This window comes from Streptomyces sp. NPDC052036, from assembly GCF_040680495.1.
GTDB lineage: Bacteria > Actinomycetota > Actinomycetes > Streptomycetales > Streptomycetaceae > Streptomyces.
This window is the reverse complement of the sequence record NZ_JBFAWW010000053.1, coordinates 23,986-39,098: the sequence shown is the minus strand read 5'-3', so window position 1 is coordinate 39,098 and position 15,113 is coordinate 23,986. Positions and strand designations below refer to the sequence as shown.

Sequence of the window (15,113 nt, the reverse complement as noted above, 5' to 3'; positions counted from 1 at the left end):
GCGCCTTCGTATGTGACCTGCACCCTGTGCGGGCCCTCACATGAGGAGCGAGCGAATGTCACACCGAGTCGCGAACGCAAACTCCCTGTAGGCATCTTCCCGATTGGACCCCACGCTGCAATCACAACCGGCACGGTGCGGACCCAACACCCCCAGGCCAAGGCTCCCTCGTAGTCGGGTGGCGTCCGATCCACGCTCAAGCAAAGGCCAACTTCTACAAGATCAAGACAGTTCGCGCGACGCTATGCCGTGAGGGGGCGGCGGCGTCCGCCGCGACACGAAACCGCCACCCACCCTCCGCCTCACCCTTGCTTCACCTATCGACATTCGATAGATTCCCATCGCGAATCGATGGAAGGGTGAGTCATGGGAAAGCTGACAGTGGGTGCGTTGCGCGCCGTGCTCGCGGTGGTGCTCGCCGGCACCGTGTTCGTACAGGCAGGGATGGTGTGGGCGTTGGTCAGCGGGAGCGACCCGGAGGACGGATCGCTCCCGCTGACCTCGCTGCGCGTGATCACGATCCTGGGCATGATGTCGGCCCAGGTCGCCCTGGTCTGCGTATGGCGGCTGGTGACGATGGTGCGACGTGGAACCGTGTTCTCCCACGCCGCCTTCCGGTACGTGGACGTTGTGATCGGCGCGATCGTGGCGGCTGCCCTCGTGTGGTTCGCGGTCACGGTCCTCAATGCGCCGGGCCAGCGGGCCGACCCGGGCGTCACCGTCATCATGGGCGGGGTTGGCGTGGCCATTCTGGGGGTCGCGCTCATCGTGCTCGTGCTGCGGATGCTGCTCGCCCAGGCCGTCGCGCGCGACGTCGAAGCGGCGCAGATGCAGGCCGAGTTGGACGAGGTGATCTGATGCCGATCGCCGTCGACATCGACGTGATGCTGGCCAGGCGGAAGATGTCCGTGGGCGAGCTCGCGGACCGGGTGGGGATCACACCCGCCAACCTGGCGGTACTCAAGAACGGCCGCGCCAAGGCGGTGCGCTTCGCGACGCTCGCCGCCCTCTGCGAGGTGCTCGAGTGCCAGCCGGGCGACCTGCTGCGCTGGGAGGCCGAGGACGCCGCGGGCGGATGACGTGCCCCAGGGCGGGCATGAAAACGCCTGGCACCACCGGCCCGTGACACGGCACGTGGACTGCATGGACGTAGATCGCCGATCACCCACAGCACCGTCCCGCCCGACCCCGCTGAGTGGATTCCGGTTGACCTGCACCGCACCGTCCTGGTCGTCGATCGCGATCTGCGAACGTGACCTCCCCACCGCAAACCCCCGCCGCAGCCAGGGCTTCGCCGTAGTCGCTTGACGCCGGTTCTGGGAACGTCACGGGCACGGGCTTCCAAGATCAAGGAGTTCGCGACGCTCCGTAATCCGAGTGGAAGACCGTGCCTGCCGACGCGAGCATTCCGGGGCCGTGCCCGAGGAGATCCCGGGCCTGCTGGAGCGACTGGCCGAGGTGCCCGACCCTCGCGATCCGGGCGGAGAGCACCGTCGCCGGCCCCGTAGTTGTGGTGGTAGAGCTGTCGACAGCCTGCTTGTAATGGCTGAGGGCAACCCGGAAGCCGACGGCGTCGAGCTGCGCCTCCAGCGCGCCGATCTCCCCCGCCATCTCGGTGCCCAGCGCTCCAGCCGGCCGGATGCGACACACGGCAGGCCCCTTGCCGACCTCGCCCCAGCCATCGAAGCCGACCCCCCTCCGGACAGTCGCGTCGTCCCGCTGCGCCGGGGACACCCTCCAATGCGTCCGTGAGCATGCGCGAGACCAGTCCGCCGCGGCGTCCGGCCGCCCGGCCCGTAGTCGGCAGTCCCTGCCCGGCGCCGGCCGGCGTCAGGACGCGGCTCGGGCCAGCGCTGCCAGGGTGTCGAAGTCCCACGTGAGCGCACCCGAGCGGAGGTCTGTCGTGACCGCGTCGAGCCAGTCCAGCTCCGCGGTCAGTACGGCGCGCCGGTACTCGTCCTCCAGCACGGTGATCCGGGGCAGTGCCAGTTGGCGAGACTGTTCGGCAGAAGCCTCCAACTCGGCCAATTGCGTCCTGACTTGGGTGGCTCGAGCGGCGAGGTCGACCTCCACCTCCTGCGGCAGCAGCATCATGGTGAACGAGAGCGCGGCGGGGAACTCCGGGTACTCCGACCGCGTCGCGGCCAGCATCTCCCGCAGCCACGCGCGCGTCGTCGTACGCCCCGCGTCGGTCACCTCGTACACCGTGCGCTCCGGGTACTGCTGGTCCCGGCTGGTCTCGCGCACCGCGATCAGCCCGGCGTCGAGCAACCGGTCGATGGTCCGGTACAGGCTCGCCCGCTGGCTGACGTTGACGACCTGATCCTTCCCCCACTGCTTGATCAGCCGCTGGATGCCGTACGGGTGCAGCGGCTGCATGTGCAGCAGCGAGAGGACGGTGAGGCCGAGAGGGGAGCTGCGCATGTCTGGAGCCTACCGAACCAATCCCAGGAGAACTAGTTGACATGAGACTAGTTGCATTGCAACTATCGATCCATGACGACAGCGATCCCGCTCGCGTCCGCCGAGCGCATCCACGCGGACCACACCACCGTGAAGCACCTCGGTCACTGGACCGAGGCCACCGAGTTCGACGTGCGCGCCCGTCGCGCCACCGTCGTGCTGGACCTCCGCTCCCCGCGGATCAGCTGGGACGAGCCGGTCACCGCGGACCTGGAACTCGCCTCCGCCGCGCTCACCCTGCTGCTGCCCGACGCGGTCACCGTGGACAGCTGGGACCTCGCCTTCTCCGGCCGCGGCCGGGTGAAGGACGCGCAGCCCGGCACCGGACGGGCCCGGCTGCGGCTGGCCGGAGCGGTCACCGACGGCGAGATCCGCCTCCGCCGCGGCGGCGTCGCCCAGCTCACCGCCATGTGCTCGCGCGCCTACCTGGACGATCTGCGCCGTGCCCACGGCGACGGCGCCCTGCCCACCGTCGACGACCCCACCCGTAGGAGGCCCCGCTGACATGATCCGCACCCGCACCGCGATCGTGGTGGGTGGCGGCATCGCCGGCCCGGCGCAGCCCTCGCACTGCGCCGGGCCGGGATCACGGCCACCGTGCACGAGTCCCACGTCACCACCGCCGACGGCATCGGCGGAGCCCTCGGCGTCGCTACCAACGTCCACCACGGCACGAACTGGTCGACGTCCGCGAGAGCGCCACCGGCATCCGGGCGGGCTTCGCCGACGGAACCTTTAGCGAGGAGGCCGATGTCCTGATCGGCACGGACGGCCTGCGCTCCACCATGCGCAACCCCGGCGAACACCGTAAATGCCAAACCCGCGGACCGGTGCATCGCGTCGCCCCGCGTCCAGATCGGCCACCTCGCCGGCGGGCTAGGCGCCGCGGCGCGCGGCCGGTGTCGGCTCGCGCTGCTCGGAGAGGGCGGAAGCCGACCGGGGCGCCCTTTGCTCCTACAGCCCCATCCTCCCGCCGCGGAGGCTGGGCCGCGCCATGCCACCGACAGTGGGACGGGGAAGGGAAGCCATGAGGGAACTGGCGGAGCTCGAGGAATGGGTCGCAGTGATCGATGCGTGCATCGAGCCCATCGCGACGAGGCCGGTGGATCTCACCGACCCCGAGTCGTGTCAGCGGGCCGGCACCGGCCGCCGCCCTGGCGAGTGGCGTTCCGGCCCTGACGATGACCGTCGGGGTCTGGGCGCGCCGCACGCTGCCCAGCAGGCTCCGGGTTGCCGCGAACACGTGTGGGAGCTTGGTGCCGAGGGTGCCCGGCTGGCCAAGGACGGCTTCCAGAGGAAACCCGCCAGCAGCGTCCACAGCGCCACATGCCGTCTCTTCGGGGCGGTCATGGCCGCAGGCGGTGCGGCAGCGGCCCAGGCCGGAGTACCCGCCACGTGGCTCAGCCCAGGCGTGGGCGTCACCGTGCAAGCGCGGGTCGCCCGCCTCGCAAGGCGAGGACACCTCTAACACCGTGGCGAGGTTGTCCTCGGCCAAGGCGTGCAGGGGCAGACCTTCCGGTGCGGTCGTCGTGCTGATCTCCTTCGGGCTTCGACACCTCGGAGATCATCCGGTGGCCGTTCGTCTATGCGAATCTCACCCCGGCGCCGGAGCAAACTCCCGGACCAGGTTGAACCCGTTCACCACTTCCAAGGACGCAACCACCTGCGGCAGAGTCCCTTGGTATGGTGCGCCGATGTCAGCGATAAGGAAGTTCCAAGTCACCTTTGACTGCGCAGAACCTGAGCGCCTCGCTCGCTTCTGGTGCGAGGTATTGGGGTACGTCGTACCGCCGCCACCGGAGGGGTTTGCCACGTGGGACGATTTCAAGCGCTCGCAGCCACCTGAGCAGCGGGATTCATGGTTCGCCTGCAGTGATCCCTCAGGTGTGGGCCCGCGACTGTACTTCCAGCGCGTTCCCGAGGGCAAGGCCGCCAAGAACCGGGTGCATCTTGACGTGCGGGTCGGCACCGGCCTTGTGGGTAAGGAGCGCCTCGCCGCACTTGAGGCCGAATGCGCACGGCTGGTCCCGCTCGGCGCGGTCTACGTGCGAACGCTGTATGACGGCAATGATTCGTGCATCCCGATGCTGGACATCGAGGGCAACGAGTTCTGTATCGACTGAGCATGCTCCGAGCCGGCGAGGTGGGGAGCCACCTCCCTTAGTGGGCGGTTCGTACGTTGATGTCCCTTTCGAAGTGAGGCTTGGGGCAGGGGTGCTGGCCGCGGTGCCGGTTACTGCTGCCGGGCGAAGCCGCCGGTGTCGGCTTCGGCGAGGATGCCCAGTTTGACCAGACGCTTCAGGTTGGCCCGGGTGCCTTCGATGTTCTTCGGTAGCAGTTCGTGGCCGAGGGCCTGGCAGACGTCCTTTGGCCCGCAGGGGGCCGGGCGACTCGTTGAAGGCGGCGAGGATGTGCGGGTAGTCCGGGTGCTCGGGCAGCTCGGCTCGGGATGCGGGGAGGCGGTCGGCGAGGTCGGTGACCGTCTTGCGGGTGATCGCGAGGTGCTCGAGGTGTGTCTCGGCCTCCCGTAGCCGGGTCTGCAGGGCGTCGATCTGCGCGCGCAGATCGTCGGCCAGGGCCCGGGCGGCGTCCTCTTTCAGGTCCAGTGCCTGAAGGAGGGGACGGATGCTCATGCGCTCACCGCCTCTTCGCGCCAGGCGGAGGTGCTCGCGCCGGTCAGGCGGCGGATCATGACGTGGGACATCGCCCAGTCGACGCGGGAGGCGGACGAGGCGGTGCGGTGCTCGTAGTCACGGACCAGACGCCGGTGCAATATCAGGATCCCGTAGATCTGCTCGGCCCTCCACCGCTTCGGCTGCGGCAGGAATCCCCGGTACCCGGGGTCGCGTTCGACGATCTCGACGTCGATGCCCAGTCCGGCGCCGTCGTCGACGACCTGATTCCTGAAGCCCTGGTCGGCCAGGGCTTTGCGGACGCTGTCGCCCGTGTACTCGGCGACCTGGTCCAGCAGGACGATGCCCGCGGTGTTGTCGTGGATGTTCGCGGCAAGAACAACAACCGCGATGACCAGGCCGAGGACGTCCACCGCCAGGCCGCACTTGCGGCCCGGCACCCGCTTGGCCGGATCGTGGCCGGTCGTGGCAGCGGGGACCCAGACGGCCACATGGACACTCTGGGTGTCCAGCACCACCAGGGTCGGGTCCTCTGATCGTCGGGCGCGTTCACGGACCTGGCAGCGCAGGAGTTCATAGATGACCTGGTCGGTTCCGTCGTCCCGCCAGGCGGCGAAGTAGTAGTACGTCGCACTCTTCTGCGGCAGGTCATGCGGGAGTCAGGCCCACTGGCAGCCGGTCCGCCCCTGGCAGAGGATCGCGTTCACGATCTCCCGCATGTCGTAGGCGCCTTGATGACCGCTGACCGACCGGCGCCGGTCCTTCCACGCGATGATCACTGGATCGATCAACGACCACTGCCCGTCCGACAAGTCGCTGGGATACGGCTTGCGTTCACTCACCCCACCACCCCCAGCAGACGCCGCACCGCGAGCCCGCGGATTCCCCCACCCCACACCATCAGCGACCACAGAACGACTCAAAGACTCATGAACCGCCCGCTGACAGAGTCCTAATAGTGCTGATGATGACAACGACCACCCAGCGCCTCCTCGACCTCGCCGCGGCTGCACCGGCCTGCCACGACGAGGACCTGGTGCTGCTCCTGCGCGAAGCGAGCAACCTGTATCAGCAGGGTTTTGAAGACCTGTGCCACACGGTGGCGGCCCGCTTCGCCGGGCTGTCCAGCGGGGATCCGACGGCGGCCACGACCGCCGCCGGTATGCCGTGCGACGTGTCCCAGGACCGCGACGAGTTGGTCCTGCTGCTCGCACCGGCCGAGAGCGCCGTTGAGGCCCAGCCAACGGTCACGTTGAGCACGACAACGCTTCTTGGCATCAAGCCAACAAGAGGAACCTCTCCAATTCACTTTTTTTCATCGCAAGTTAGGAGGAAGAACGACAGGACATCCGTATCCTCGAGGTCAGTGAACCAGCGAAAGACTCGCGCTGCTTCCTCGGGATGGTTATGGCAACCTCACGTGAACGCGCCATCGCTATGGCAGGAATTCTCGGACTTGTGGCGATCCTTGGGATCTTATGGCTGGTAGGAGCCGCGACCGGCCGCCATGAGGCTGAGCCCGACGGTCAGGGGGCTACCGGTGCTGTGGCCGTTCCAGGCAGCGTCTCCCCTACGGCCGACAGATCGACGTCGGATGACACCCCAACTTCGGACGGCAGATCCACTGGGCCGCCCGACAGTCGGACGACGAGTGGCCCGAGCACGCCACTGTCGACCAACCCCGTGGAGCCGTCGTCGCCGAGGTCGACCAGTGGTCGGCGCAGCATCCACTGGAACGGCGTGCACCTCGACGGCACCCCAGACGACGCGGGCTGCGTCACCATCATTAATAAGACCTCTACTATCGGAGTAATCGAATCGGTGTCCTTCACCGTGGTTGATGGTCCGGAGAAGGCCGCCGTCCGTTCCGACGCCGCCGCGCACTGCGAGCCGACGGGAGATCCTCCGTGCCAGGAGGTGCGGGTGAAGACCGGCTACCAGTGCCTGGCAGGAGCGGTCCTCCCCAGCAACGCCCCGGAGGGCGACTACACCGTTCAGCCGGCGGTCCACTTCCGGTACGTGTGCGTCAACGCGGAGGACGCCCCCTGCAACGAGGTGAAGGACTGGAAGGGCCCACCCCCGACCGCGGAGTCGCCGGTCGAGGTCAGCGGTTGGACGACCAACAACGTTCCTCAGGTCACCATGCACATCGGCGCGTCCTCCCCCTCACCGGATACATCAACCGACACGTCCGATGCGCCGTCGGAGGAAGGATGACAAGCGAGGAGGAACCGCCCCCGCAACCAGGACCTGAGTCACCCCGGCCCCCGCAACCAGAACCTGAGCCGCCGGCGGTAGGGGAACCGCCGGACGAACCGCACTCAGCGGCCCCCGAAGCGATCTCGACGCGCATCCAGCAGTTCACTGAGGCGCTCGGCCCGACGACGCTGGCGACCGCCCTGCTCATCTACTTCGGTTATGTAGCTACGCGCGCCCGGTTCGACTACTTCGGTGTCCCCCTGGAAATGACGGGTCTGTCCAACCAGAGCCTGTTGCTGGACGGCCTCGAGGTGGTTTACGTACCGACAGCGCTGATCTTCCTCGGTGTACTGGCGGTGAGCGGGATGCACTTCGCCGTGATGTGGCTGCTCGCCCGCCGCCCAGACGACCACGCCTTCCTCGCGGGAGGGATCGCCCTCGTCGGCATGCTCCTGATCGGCCGCGCCCTGATCGGTATGTTCGTCCAGGGCAGCGACACCAGCGTGGTCATCGGCACCACCCCGCTGGCTCTGGCGTTCGGGCCGGCCACCGTAGCCTATGGCATCTGGATCTACGAGAAGAACCGTGATCGCCCGCTGCTGTCGCGGCGTCTCGCCAGAAACGGCGTGGCCTGCACCGTCGGCCTGGCCGTCGCCGGTTTGTTCTGGGCCTCGACCCAGGTCGCCTGGGCGTATGGCACTGGCCGAGGTGAGGAGGACGCACACCAACTCGCCCAGCGTCCCGAGATCATCATCGACACCAAGGAGCCACTGGTCGGGCTCCCATCGGGGGTCAGGGAGACCGCCCTCACCATCACTGGCAAAGACGGTGCCTTTGCCTACCGCTATCGCGGCTTCCGCATACTCCTGGCCTCCGGAGGCCAACTCTTCCTCGTCACGCCGACCTGGACCCCGGGCGTGGACCGGACAATCGTCATTCCCCACGACGACAACGTCCGAATACAGCTTGTCTCCCAGCCGTGACACCCGATCCGGTGGTCCACCCTGCCACTGACTGGGGCCTGTCCGAGGGGCGCGGGTGAGAGGCAAACTGCTCCCATGAGCTACAGCCTGTTCTGCACCGGTTTAAGCGCGGCGAATCGGCGCCCATGGATGCCGATTCGTTCCGGGCCCTTGTGACGCCATAGGTCGTGGCAGACGACCCTGAACACGGCATCATCCAGCTCCGCATGGAGGACGGGGGTGAGGCCGATGTCTACTACTCGAGGGCGGAGTCAAAGCTGACGAGCGTCAGTTTCACTCATTTCGCAACCGGCGCGCTCCTCGATCTCGTGGCACAACTGGCCACATCACTGCAGGCAGTTGTAATCCCGCAGGAAGGCGGCCGTGAGCCGCTGAGCCGATTACTCTCCGCCGGATCCACAACCGGATCGCGGCGACGGTGACCGTCCAGTGAAAGACATACGGCCTCTTATCGAAACGCATCGCCACGGCCCGGTTGATCTTCAATTTCCTGATCAGGCGTTCGACTTCGTTCCTGCGGGCGTACCACACCGGGTCGAAGCCCGCGGGCCGGGCACCGTCTCGGGTATCCCGGCCGTGTCGCAGCGATCGGGATCATTGGACCAGGAGTGTTCCAGGAGATAGAGCCGTCGGTCGATCAGGGCCCGTCCCCGGCCGGTGGCCAGGGCGAGGAACACACCGATCTACGCGTTCTCGATGCGCCCTGCGGTGCCGGTGTACTGCCTTTGCACACCGGCCGAAGACCGCCCCTTCTTCAGGAAGCCGGTCTCGTCGACAACGAGAACGCCGCCGTCGGTGCCGAGGTGTTCGGCGGCGTAGGCACGTAGGTCGTCGCGGACTGCATCGGCGTCCCAACGGGCCTAGCGCAGCAGGCGCTGCATCGGCCCTGGCCGCGCAAGGGCCGCCTGCTCGGCCATCTGCCAGCAGTTCTTCCGTTCGATGGCCGACAACAGCCCGAGCAGATAAGCGCGGGTTGCGGCCCGGGGCTCAACCCGCCCGAATCTGCCCGCGATCCGGGCCATACCCTGGTCGAACATCGCCCGCCAGCGGGCAGGGTCTACGCTATGGCCCGCGGCCACCGCACGATCTTCAGGAGTCCACACGACCTCCGATGATCACGCGGTGGCCGTCCCTCTTGGTGGCTGGGCCTCAGCGTGGTTGCGAAGTCGAGCTCGCGTGTCAGGAGGTGAAGCCTCCATCGACATGGATGGAGGCTCCGGTGATGTACGCGCCGTCCGCACTTGCCAGGTGTGCGACGGTGGCCGCGATCTCGGCCGCTTCCGCATAGCGGCCCACAGCAGTGAAGCCCGCGATCACCTCGGCGTTCGGCCCGTCAGCGGGGTTGGTATCCGTGTCGGTGGGACCGGGATGCACCAGATTGACGGTGACTCCACGCGGACCGAGTTCTCGGGCCAGGCCCTTCGTCATCCCGACCAGAGCCGTCTTGCTCATCGAGTACAGCGCCAGTCCGGGGAAGACCGCACGCTCGGCGACATTGCTGCCGATGCTGATGATGCGGCCGCCCTGGCCCATGTGACGCGCTGCTGCCTGGGACGCTGCGAACGGTGCCCGGACGTTCACCGCCAGGGTGCGATCGATCTCTGCCGATCCCAGGTCCTCGAGTGGGCCAACGAGGAAGACGCCGGCGTTGTTTACCAGGATGTCGAGTCTGCCAAACATCGCGGCGGCCTCGTCTACCGCGGCGGTGAGTGCCTCGGGGATGGCGCTGTCGGCTTGGATGGCCAGTGCCCGGCGCCCGCTGGCTTTGATCTGCTCCACCACCTGGGTGGCGCGTTCCGCGCTGTTCTCATAGGTCAGGACGACGTCGGCGCCTTCTTCGGCCAGTCGTAACGCCACAGCGGCACCGATGCCCCGGCTTCCGCCCGTGATCAAGGCCACATTTCCTTCAAGTCGGTTCATGACGTTGAGCATTGCTGACACCAGCGCCGGAGACTGGCGGGAATCCGACCTAGCGTTCTGTCTCCGGGAGGGCAACAGCATCCTGATCACGAAACCACACTGGATACTCCGGCCGGACTTCTGTATTTCTCCTGGTCAACGGCCTGGCAGTGGGGAGTGTAGCGGGGGTTCGGCATGCGCGGGACGGCCTTGGGCCGGCCGTCCCACCAACGTGTGCCCGCGCCGCATCGTCAACGCGCGTTCCGCGGCCACCTCCAGGGCGCGGTGCCGGGCGCACACGATCCGCGTCGGCACGGCGGGCCGGTCACAGGGCATGCCCTCCCAGCTGAAGCAGGTCGCCACTTCGGCCGGCCCGGGCAAGTGCCGTGCTCGGGGCACACTCCCTGCTCCAGGTGCTGGGCGCGGCGCCCTTCAGCCCCACGGTCAGCGACGAGGTCGGCGCACATTGGTCAGCCTGTCTGCTGCCCACTCGTCCCGTCGCATCCCAGCCGCGCTTCAAGCACAGCACTGTCCTGGCAGGTCAGCGCGCGGGACGTCCCACGACGCCCTCAATCCAGCTCGGTTCCTGGCAGCTGGCACCGTGTCCCTGCAATCTCGGTGATGCAAGCCGGGCGGCGCGGTCCACGCCGCGCCGCCCTCACCACCAAGGCTTCGATGTCAGAAACCGGGACCGACCTGTACCTCCCCGCCTGAGCGGGTGAACTTGGGAGAGAGCATGCAACAGCTGATCAGGCGTTGTGCGGGTGTTGTTGGGACACTCGGCATCGCGGCCGCGATGATGAGCGGGGCGGCGCCTGCCGAGGCGACCACCCCGTCAGCGGCACCGCACGTGGCTGTCCAGCCGATGACCAGCCGCTCCACCACGCTGTGGCTGCCGGACGGTCGCCGCACGGCGACCGTGTGGAAGAGCTGGTACAAGAAATCCAACGGTAAGTACCACGGCCACTACGGCTTTACCTCGGCCAGCAAGAACGTCGAGGTCTTTGCCGTTTTGTGGACCAGCGACAAGACCCGGTACCTGCCCACCGAGGGCAAGAGCTACGCGTATTCGAACGAGTCCAATGTGCAGCTCTTCGCGTGCTACCGGTACACCGTGAACGACGAGGACTGCACGGCTACGTGGTAGCGAGCTGGCCATCGTGCCTGGCGAAATGGCCTGAGGTCACCTCGCCCACCCGGGCCGCCGACGGCGTCGGCGGCCCCGCCGCGCGGCGTATCGGATCCTCTGGGTCGTCGGGCAGGATCTCGACCTGATCGGCCATGAACGCGCGGCCGCTGTGCTTCCACGTCTGCGCCAGGGCCGCCTCCTGCACGACCAACTCGCGGGCCAGGCGGTTCAAGGTTGGGCGCAACGATGCCCTGGGCCTTCCGCTCCTCGATCCACGTCAAGGCTGCACTCGGGCAGGGCGATCCGAGCCGAAGGCTGTCGCGAGCTGGTCGAGCAGGGGCGCTGTGGATGGGTGCGGGTCGCGACGTGGTGTGATCGTGTAGATACCGCGGGACGGGGGATCGACGAGGGGGACTGTGGTGACGTCGGTCCGCAACGCGCACGTCAGCACCCCGGGTATCAGGGCGATGGCGTGGCCAGTTGCGACCAGCGCCATCTTGCCGGGCAGATCGGCCGCGGTGAGGTCGATGCGGGCGGTGACTCCGGCGCGGGCGGCGTGCTGGCGCAGCAGCGCCGCCGAGCCGTCGTTGTCCTCGACCCAGGTCTGGTCGGCCAGCGCCTGGATGCGCACCGGGCCGCGCCCCGTCCGCGGGTGAGCGACGGGCAGCGCGACGACCATCTCGTCCATTGCCAGGAACCGTCGTTCGACACGCAGGTCGTTGGGGAGCCCCGGTGGTGCGTCGGTGACGACAGCGACGTCGAGGTCGCCGACGATCACGCGGTCGTGCAGTTCCGGGCTCAGCCCGGGCAAAAGGCTCCACCGGAGGGGTCCGGTCGTTTCCAGCAGGCGGCGGATCGCCGCGGGCACGATCCCGGCGGCTAGAGACGGCGTCGCGCCGACGGTCAGCGGCCGACTGAGCGCCCCGTCACGAACGTCCCGCACGGCACGCACGGCACGGTCGGCCTCGTTGAGCGCGACCAGGGCGTGGTGACGGAACACCTCGCCGGCAGGCGTCGGACGCACGCCGCGCACAAGCCGCTGCACCAGCGGCACCCCGAGCTGGCGCTCCAGCCCGGCGATCTGCCGTGAGACGGCCGACTGCGTGTAACCGAGCTCGGCGGCCGCCGCCGACAGCGACCCCAGCCGGCACACCGTCACAAACGTCCGCCACGGCGTCAGCTCCATGGCACCAGTATGCCTGCCAGGTATGCGCATCCCGCATCATCGCCCTGCGATATCTGCGCTTGTCGCAGATATCGCGATGCCCTGACGCTGGAACGCATGACCGCACCGCACACGATCGCCGTCCTCGGCCTGGGACGCCTGGGCGCCGCGATCGCGACACGACTCGCCAACCACGACTGGGACGTCGTCGGTTGGACACGCTCCGGGCGCACGACGGGCGCTGTCGAGACGACCGGCGACCCGAACGACGCCGTGGCGAAGGCCGACCTCGTGCTCCTGGCATTGTTCGATGGCCGGGCCTGCCAGCAGGTCGTCGACCACGTCCGCGACTCGCTGCGAACGAACACGATCGTGCTCAACACCAGCACCATCGCCTCCGTCGAAGCGGCGAGGCTGGCCCGGCAACTCGGCCCGTCCTACATCCACGCGCCCGTGCTCGGCTCCGTGCCGGCTGCCGCCGCCGGCGTCCTGCAGATTCTCGCCGCCGCCGACCGGGAGGCGCTGGAGCGAACCCGCCCGGTTCTGGAAGTCCTTGGCACCGTGCGGCACGTAGAGGACGCCGCCACCGCGGCTGCGCTCAAGCTGGTCGCCAACAACAGCCTCGCAGGCGCAGTCCTCGCGCTGCGTGATTCACTGCGGCAAGCCGACGCCCTGGGCCTGCCCCGTGCCCAGGTGTTGGACGCCCTCGAACTCGGCCAGCTCGGCGGGCTCGTCGACCGCAAGAGAACCTTCCTCGCCGACCAGCCGACCCGCGCTGCCACGGCCGCGGCCGAGTTCACGATCGGCGCGCCGGCCAAGGACATGGCACTGCTGGCGGCGTCGAACACCCCCCTGCCCAGCGCAGCCGACCTGGCCGGCACCCCTGTCAGCCCTGAAGCCGACATCGCCGTTGCCGCCGCGGTCCCCGCCGTCGGTGACACCGTACTCGAACCGCTACGCGACTACATCCGCGGACACGCCACCGGCGACCCCACCCACTTCCGCGACGCGTTCCTGCCCACTGCCCACATCGAGGGACTCCGGGACGGCGCATTCGTCTCGTGGCGCCTGGACGAGTACTGCGCTCTCTTCAACGGTCGGCCAGCCCCGGACGAACCGACCCGCTCCCGCCGTATCGACGCCATCGATGTCCACGGCACCGTCGCCACCGCATCCATGACGCTCTGGCACGGCCCGGATACCTTCACCGACATCTTCCTCCTGGTCCACGTCAACGGCAGCTGGCGCATCGCCAACAAGGCCTACCACCGAAACGCCTGACAGGGCGGGAAACGATCCGGTGTCCGATTCGTCATCGCGTTGGGATCAGGTGGGCCAGCTGGCGCTGATTCGGCCGGTTGACCGCTGTCGGTCGCCGAGCGTTTCGGTGACGCCGCCCGGAACCGGCTGCAGGTAGTGGGCGGGAGTGGTGGACTGCCGCGGTGAGCAAGCGTCGTGGCGCCTACTGAGGGCTTCGACCTGAGCGGACTCCTCCGTCGTCACCCCCGGCCGGGTCCCGCTGTCGACCTGGTCCCGCCGGACCCACTGACGCAGCGTCTCGGCCGATCCGACGCCGAGCTGGGACGCGACGGCCTTCATCGCGGCCCACTCGGTGTCGTAGTCGGGCCGGATATCGGCGACCATGCGCACTGCACGACGTCACAGCTCAGCGGGGTAAGGGGAGGACGCGCCATGACTCAATCCCCTCAGAGAATCGAGCCTCCGCTCGACCCGGGACGGTTCAGGATGCGCCGATGACAAGACCGATCCTGGAGAAGATCGCCGGGCGGGAGACTGCCGTGTCCGTCGAGGCCGAGCGGCTGCGCGCAGAGATCGCCCAGCTCTGCGATCGGCTGCGCGAGATCGAGCACGAACTCGCCGAACTCGCCACTGTCCGCAAGGTCGTCCTCGCGCTCGATGGCGACGAATCCGCGCCGACACACCCCGCCCCGCCCGACAATCCCGTCTACCAGCACATCCTGTCCGCCCTCGCGGATGCCGAGACACGCCGGCGCGCCCGCGAGTGGTGCCAGGCCCCGGACCTCGGCGGCGAGGCCAAGCACATCGAGGGCATATGGGCCAAGCTCAGGCGGCTGGTTGGCCTCGGACCGGTCACCGAGACCGCGTCCGGCTTGTTCACCCTGCGCCGCCAGTAGCCCGACGGCACGACGTCCATCATGGTGTCGCTGGACGGGAGGCTGCTGGCGACCGGCGATGCCTCGCTGCCGTGGCAGGTGGTGGACGGCGCCGGACTGCCGATCGCGGTTCACGGCCAAGCTCATGAAAAAGCAGTGCCGTGTCCCGCGGGTGCTGGTCACCGACAAGCTGAAAAGCTACGGCCTCGCCCACCGCGAACTCATGGCCTCGGTCGAGCACCGCTCCCACAAGGAACTGAACACCGGGCCGAGAACAACCACCAGCCCACCCGCCAGCGCCGGCGGACCATAAGGTACTTCCGGCCCACCCGCGCGGCCCAGCGGTTTCCGAACGCGTTCAGCGTCATCGCGCCCCACTTCCGGCCCCGACGCCATCTTCTGACCGCCACTCAGCACCGCTTCAAGATGACCCTCCGCTTCGCCCTCTGAGACCACATCCGCGGCGCGACCGACGGGCCCACCGCAGCCAGCCCCAGAGCCCGGGAC

16 protein-coding genes and 5 pseudogenes are annotated in these 15,113 nt (G+C 68.2%); 12 read left to right on the top strand and 9 right to left on the bottom strand.

Going from position 1 to position 15,113, the window contains the following annotated elements; genetic code table 11:
- The first annotated feature begins 366 nt into the window (after positions 1-366).
- Both AB0L95_RS38675 and AB0L95_RS38670 read left to right on the top strand, forming a co-directional pair.
- Entirely contained in the window at positions 367-858 is a 492-nt protein-coding gene (locus AB0L95_RS38675) for a DUF2975 domain-containing protein (protein ID WP_365170817.1), read from the top strand.
- Positions 858-1,079, top strand: coding sequence for a helix-turn-helix transcriptional regulator (locus AB0L95_RS38670; RefSeq protein ID WP_030724363.1), 222 nt, complete (start codon positions 858-860; stop codon positions 1,077-1,079). The genes AB0L95_RS38675 and AB0L95_RS38670 overlap by 1 nt, the downstream gene beginning before the upstream one ends.
- A gap of 268 nt (positions 1,080-1,347) precedes the next feature.
- Here AB0L95_RS38670 and AB0L95_RS38665 read toward each other — a convergent pair whose 3' ends face one another.
- The gene (locus AB0L95_RS38665) at positions 1,348-1,650 is read right to left on the bottom strand and encodes a hypothetical protein (protein WP_365170815.1); all 303 of its coding nucleotides are present in this window, start codon (positions 1,648-1,650) and stop codon (positions 1,348-1,350) included.
- A gap of 180 nt (positions 1,651-1,830) precedes the next feature.
- Positions 1,831-2,424 carry a PadR family transcriptional regulator gene (locus AB0L95_RS38660; RefSeq protein WP_365170813.1) on the bottom strand — a complete coding sequence of 198 codons (594 nt, stop codon included), beginning with the start codon at positions 2,422-2,424 and terminating at the stop codon, positions 1,831-1,833.
- A gap of 72 nt (positions 2,425-2,496) precedes the next feature.
- On the opposite strand from AB0L95_RS38660, the gene AB0L95_RS38655 reads away from it, so the two are divergent.
- Both AB0L95_RS38655 and AB0L95_RS38650 read left to right on the top strand, forming a co-directional pair.
- Entirely contained in the window at positions 2,497-2,967 is a 471-nt protein-coding gene (locus AB0L95_RS38655; protein ID WP_365170811.1) for a hypothetical protein, read from the top strand.
- A gap of 1,190 nt (positions 2,968-4,157) precedes the next feature.
- Positions 4,158-4,586, top strand: coding sequence for a VOC family protein (locus tag AB0L95_RS38650; protein WP_365170809.1), 429 nt, complete (start codon positions 4,158-4,160; stop codon positions 4,584-4,586).
- 506 nt (positions 4,587-5,092) lie between these two features.
- On the opposite strand, the pseudogene AB0L95_RS38645 reads toward AB0L95_RS38650, so the two are convergent.
- Positions 5,093-5,938: pseudogene (locus AB0L95_RS38645) on the bottom strand (IS5 family transposase).
- Positions 5,939-6,054: 116 nt separating this feature from the next.
- On the opposite strand from AB0L95_RS38645, the gene AB0L95_RS38640 reads away from it, so the two are divergent.
- The 4 genes from AB0L95_RS38640 to AB0L95_RS38625 all read left to right on the top strand — a co-directional run bounded on the left by AB0L95_RS38640 (position 6,055) and on the right by AB0L95_RS38625 (position 8,700).
- Complete coding sequence (locus AB0L95_RS38640; RefSeq protein ID WP_365170807.1) at positions 6,055-6,585, top strand: hypothetical protein; 531 nt, start codon at positions 6,055-6,057, stop codon at positions 6,583-6,585.
- A gap of 194 nt (positions 6,586-6,779) precedes the next feature.
- Entirely contained in the window at positions 6,780-7,313 is a 534-nt protein-coding gene (locus tag AB0L95_RS38635) for a hypothetical protein (protein ID WP_365170805.1), read from the top strand.
- Positions 7,310-8,278, top strand: a complete 969-nt coding sequence (locus tag AB0L95_RS38630; RefSeq protein ID WP_365170803.1) for a hypothetical protein — start codon at positions 7,310-7,312, stop codon at positions 8,276-8,278. The genes AB0L95_RS38635 and AB0L95_RS38630 overlap by 4 nt, the downstream gene beginning before the upstream one ends.
- 167 nt (positions 8,279-8,445) lie before the next feature.
- Positions 8,446-8,700, top strand: coding sequence for a hypothetical protein (locus AB0L95_RS38625; RefSeq protein WP_365170801.1), 255 nt, complete (start codon positions 8,446-8,448; stop codon positions 8,698-8,700).
- Here the strand turns inward: AB0L95_RS38625 and AB0L95_RS38620 are convergent.
- The 3 genes and pseudogenes from AB0L95_RS38620 to AB0L95_RS38610 all read right to left on the bottom strand — a co-directional run.
- Positions 8,669-8,836, bottom strand: a pseudogene (locus tag AB0L95_RS38620) (IS5/IS1182 family transposase); the annotation flags it as partial. The gene AB0L95_RS38625 and the pseudogene AB0L95_RS38620 sit on opposite strands and share 32 nt — an antisense overlap.
- Positions 8,833-9,315, bottom strand: a pseudogene (locus AB0L95_RS38615) (transposase); the annotation flags it as partial. The pseudogenes AB0L95_RS38615 and AB0L95_RS38620, both read right to left, overlap by 4 nt.
- Before the next feature lie 142 nt (positions 9,316-9,457).
- Positions 9,458-10,210: an SDR family oxidoreductase gene (locus tag AB0L95_RS38610; protein ID WP_365170799.1), complete on the bottom strand. Its 753-nt coding sequence runs from the start codon at positions 10,208-10,210 to the stop codon at positions 9,458-9,460.
- 703 nt (positions 10,211-10,913) lie between these two features.
- Here AB0L95_RS38610 and AB0L95_RS38605 point away from each other — a divergent pair.
- A complete protein-coding gene (locus tag AB0L95_RS38605; protein ID WP_365170797.1) occupies positions 10,914-11,324 on the top strand; it encodes a hypothetical protein in 411 nt (136 codons plus the stop codon).
- Here AB0L95_RS38605 and AB0L95_RS38600 read toward each other — a convergent pair.
- On the bottom strand, positions 11,314-11,538 hold the full coding sequence (locus AB0L95_RS38600; protein WP_365170795.1) for a hypothetical protein: 225 nt from the start codon (positions 11,536-11,538) through the stop codon (positions 11,314-11,316). The two genes, AB0L95_RS38605 and AB0L95_RS38600, sit on opposite strands and share 11 nt — an antisense overlap.
- Positions 11,539-11,583: 45 nt before the next feature.
- Positions 11,584-12,492, bottom strand: a complete 909-nt coding sequence (locus AB0L95_RS38595) for a LysR family transcriptional regulator (RefSeq protein ID WP_365170793.1) — start codon at positions 12,490-12,492, stop codon at positions 11,584-11,586.
- Positions 12,493-12,588: 96 nt separating this feature from the next.
- Between AB0L95_RS38595 and AB0L95_RS38590 the strand changes: the two genes are divergently transcribed.
- Positions 12,589-13,752, top strand: coding sequence for a nuclear transport factor 2 family protein (locus AB0L95_RS38590; RefSeq protein WP_365170791.1), 1,164 nt, complete (start codon positions 12,589-12,591; stop codon positions 13,750-13,752).
- 186 nt (positions 13,753-13,938) lie between these two features.
- Here AB0L95_RS38590 and AB0L95_RS38585 read toward each other — a convergent pair.
- A pseudogene (locus tag AB0L95_RS38585) lies at positions 13,939-14,115 on the bottom strand (IS3 family transposase); the annotation flags it as partial.
- A gap of 110 nt (positions 14,116-14,225) precedes the next feature.
- Here AB0L95_RS38585 and AB0L95_RS38580 point away from each other — a divergent pair.
- Complete coding sequence (locus tag AB0L95_RS38580) at positions 14,226-14,627, top strand: hypothetical protein (RefSeq protein WP_365170789.1); 402 nt, start codon at positions 14,226-14,228, stop codon at positions 14,625-14,627.
- Between the two features lie 106 nt (positions 14,628-14,733).
- A pseudogene (locus AB0L95_RS38575) lies at positions 14,734-15,056 on the top strand (DDE-type integrase/transposase/recombinase); the annotation flags it as partial.
- Positions 15,057-15,113: the final 57 nt, after the last annotated feature.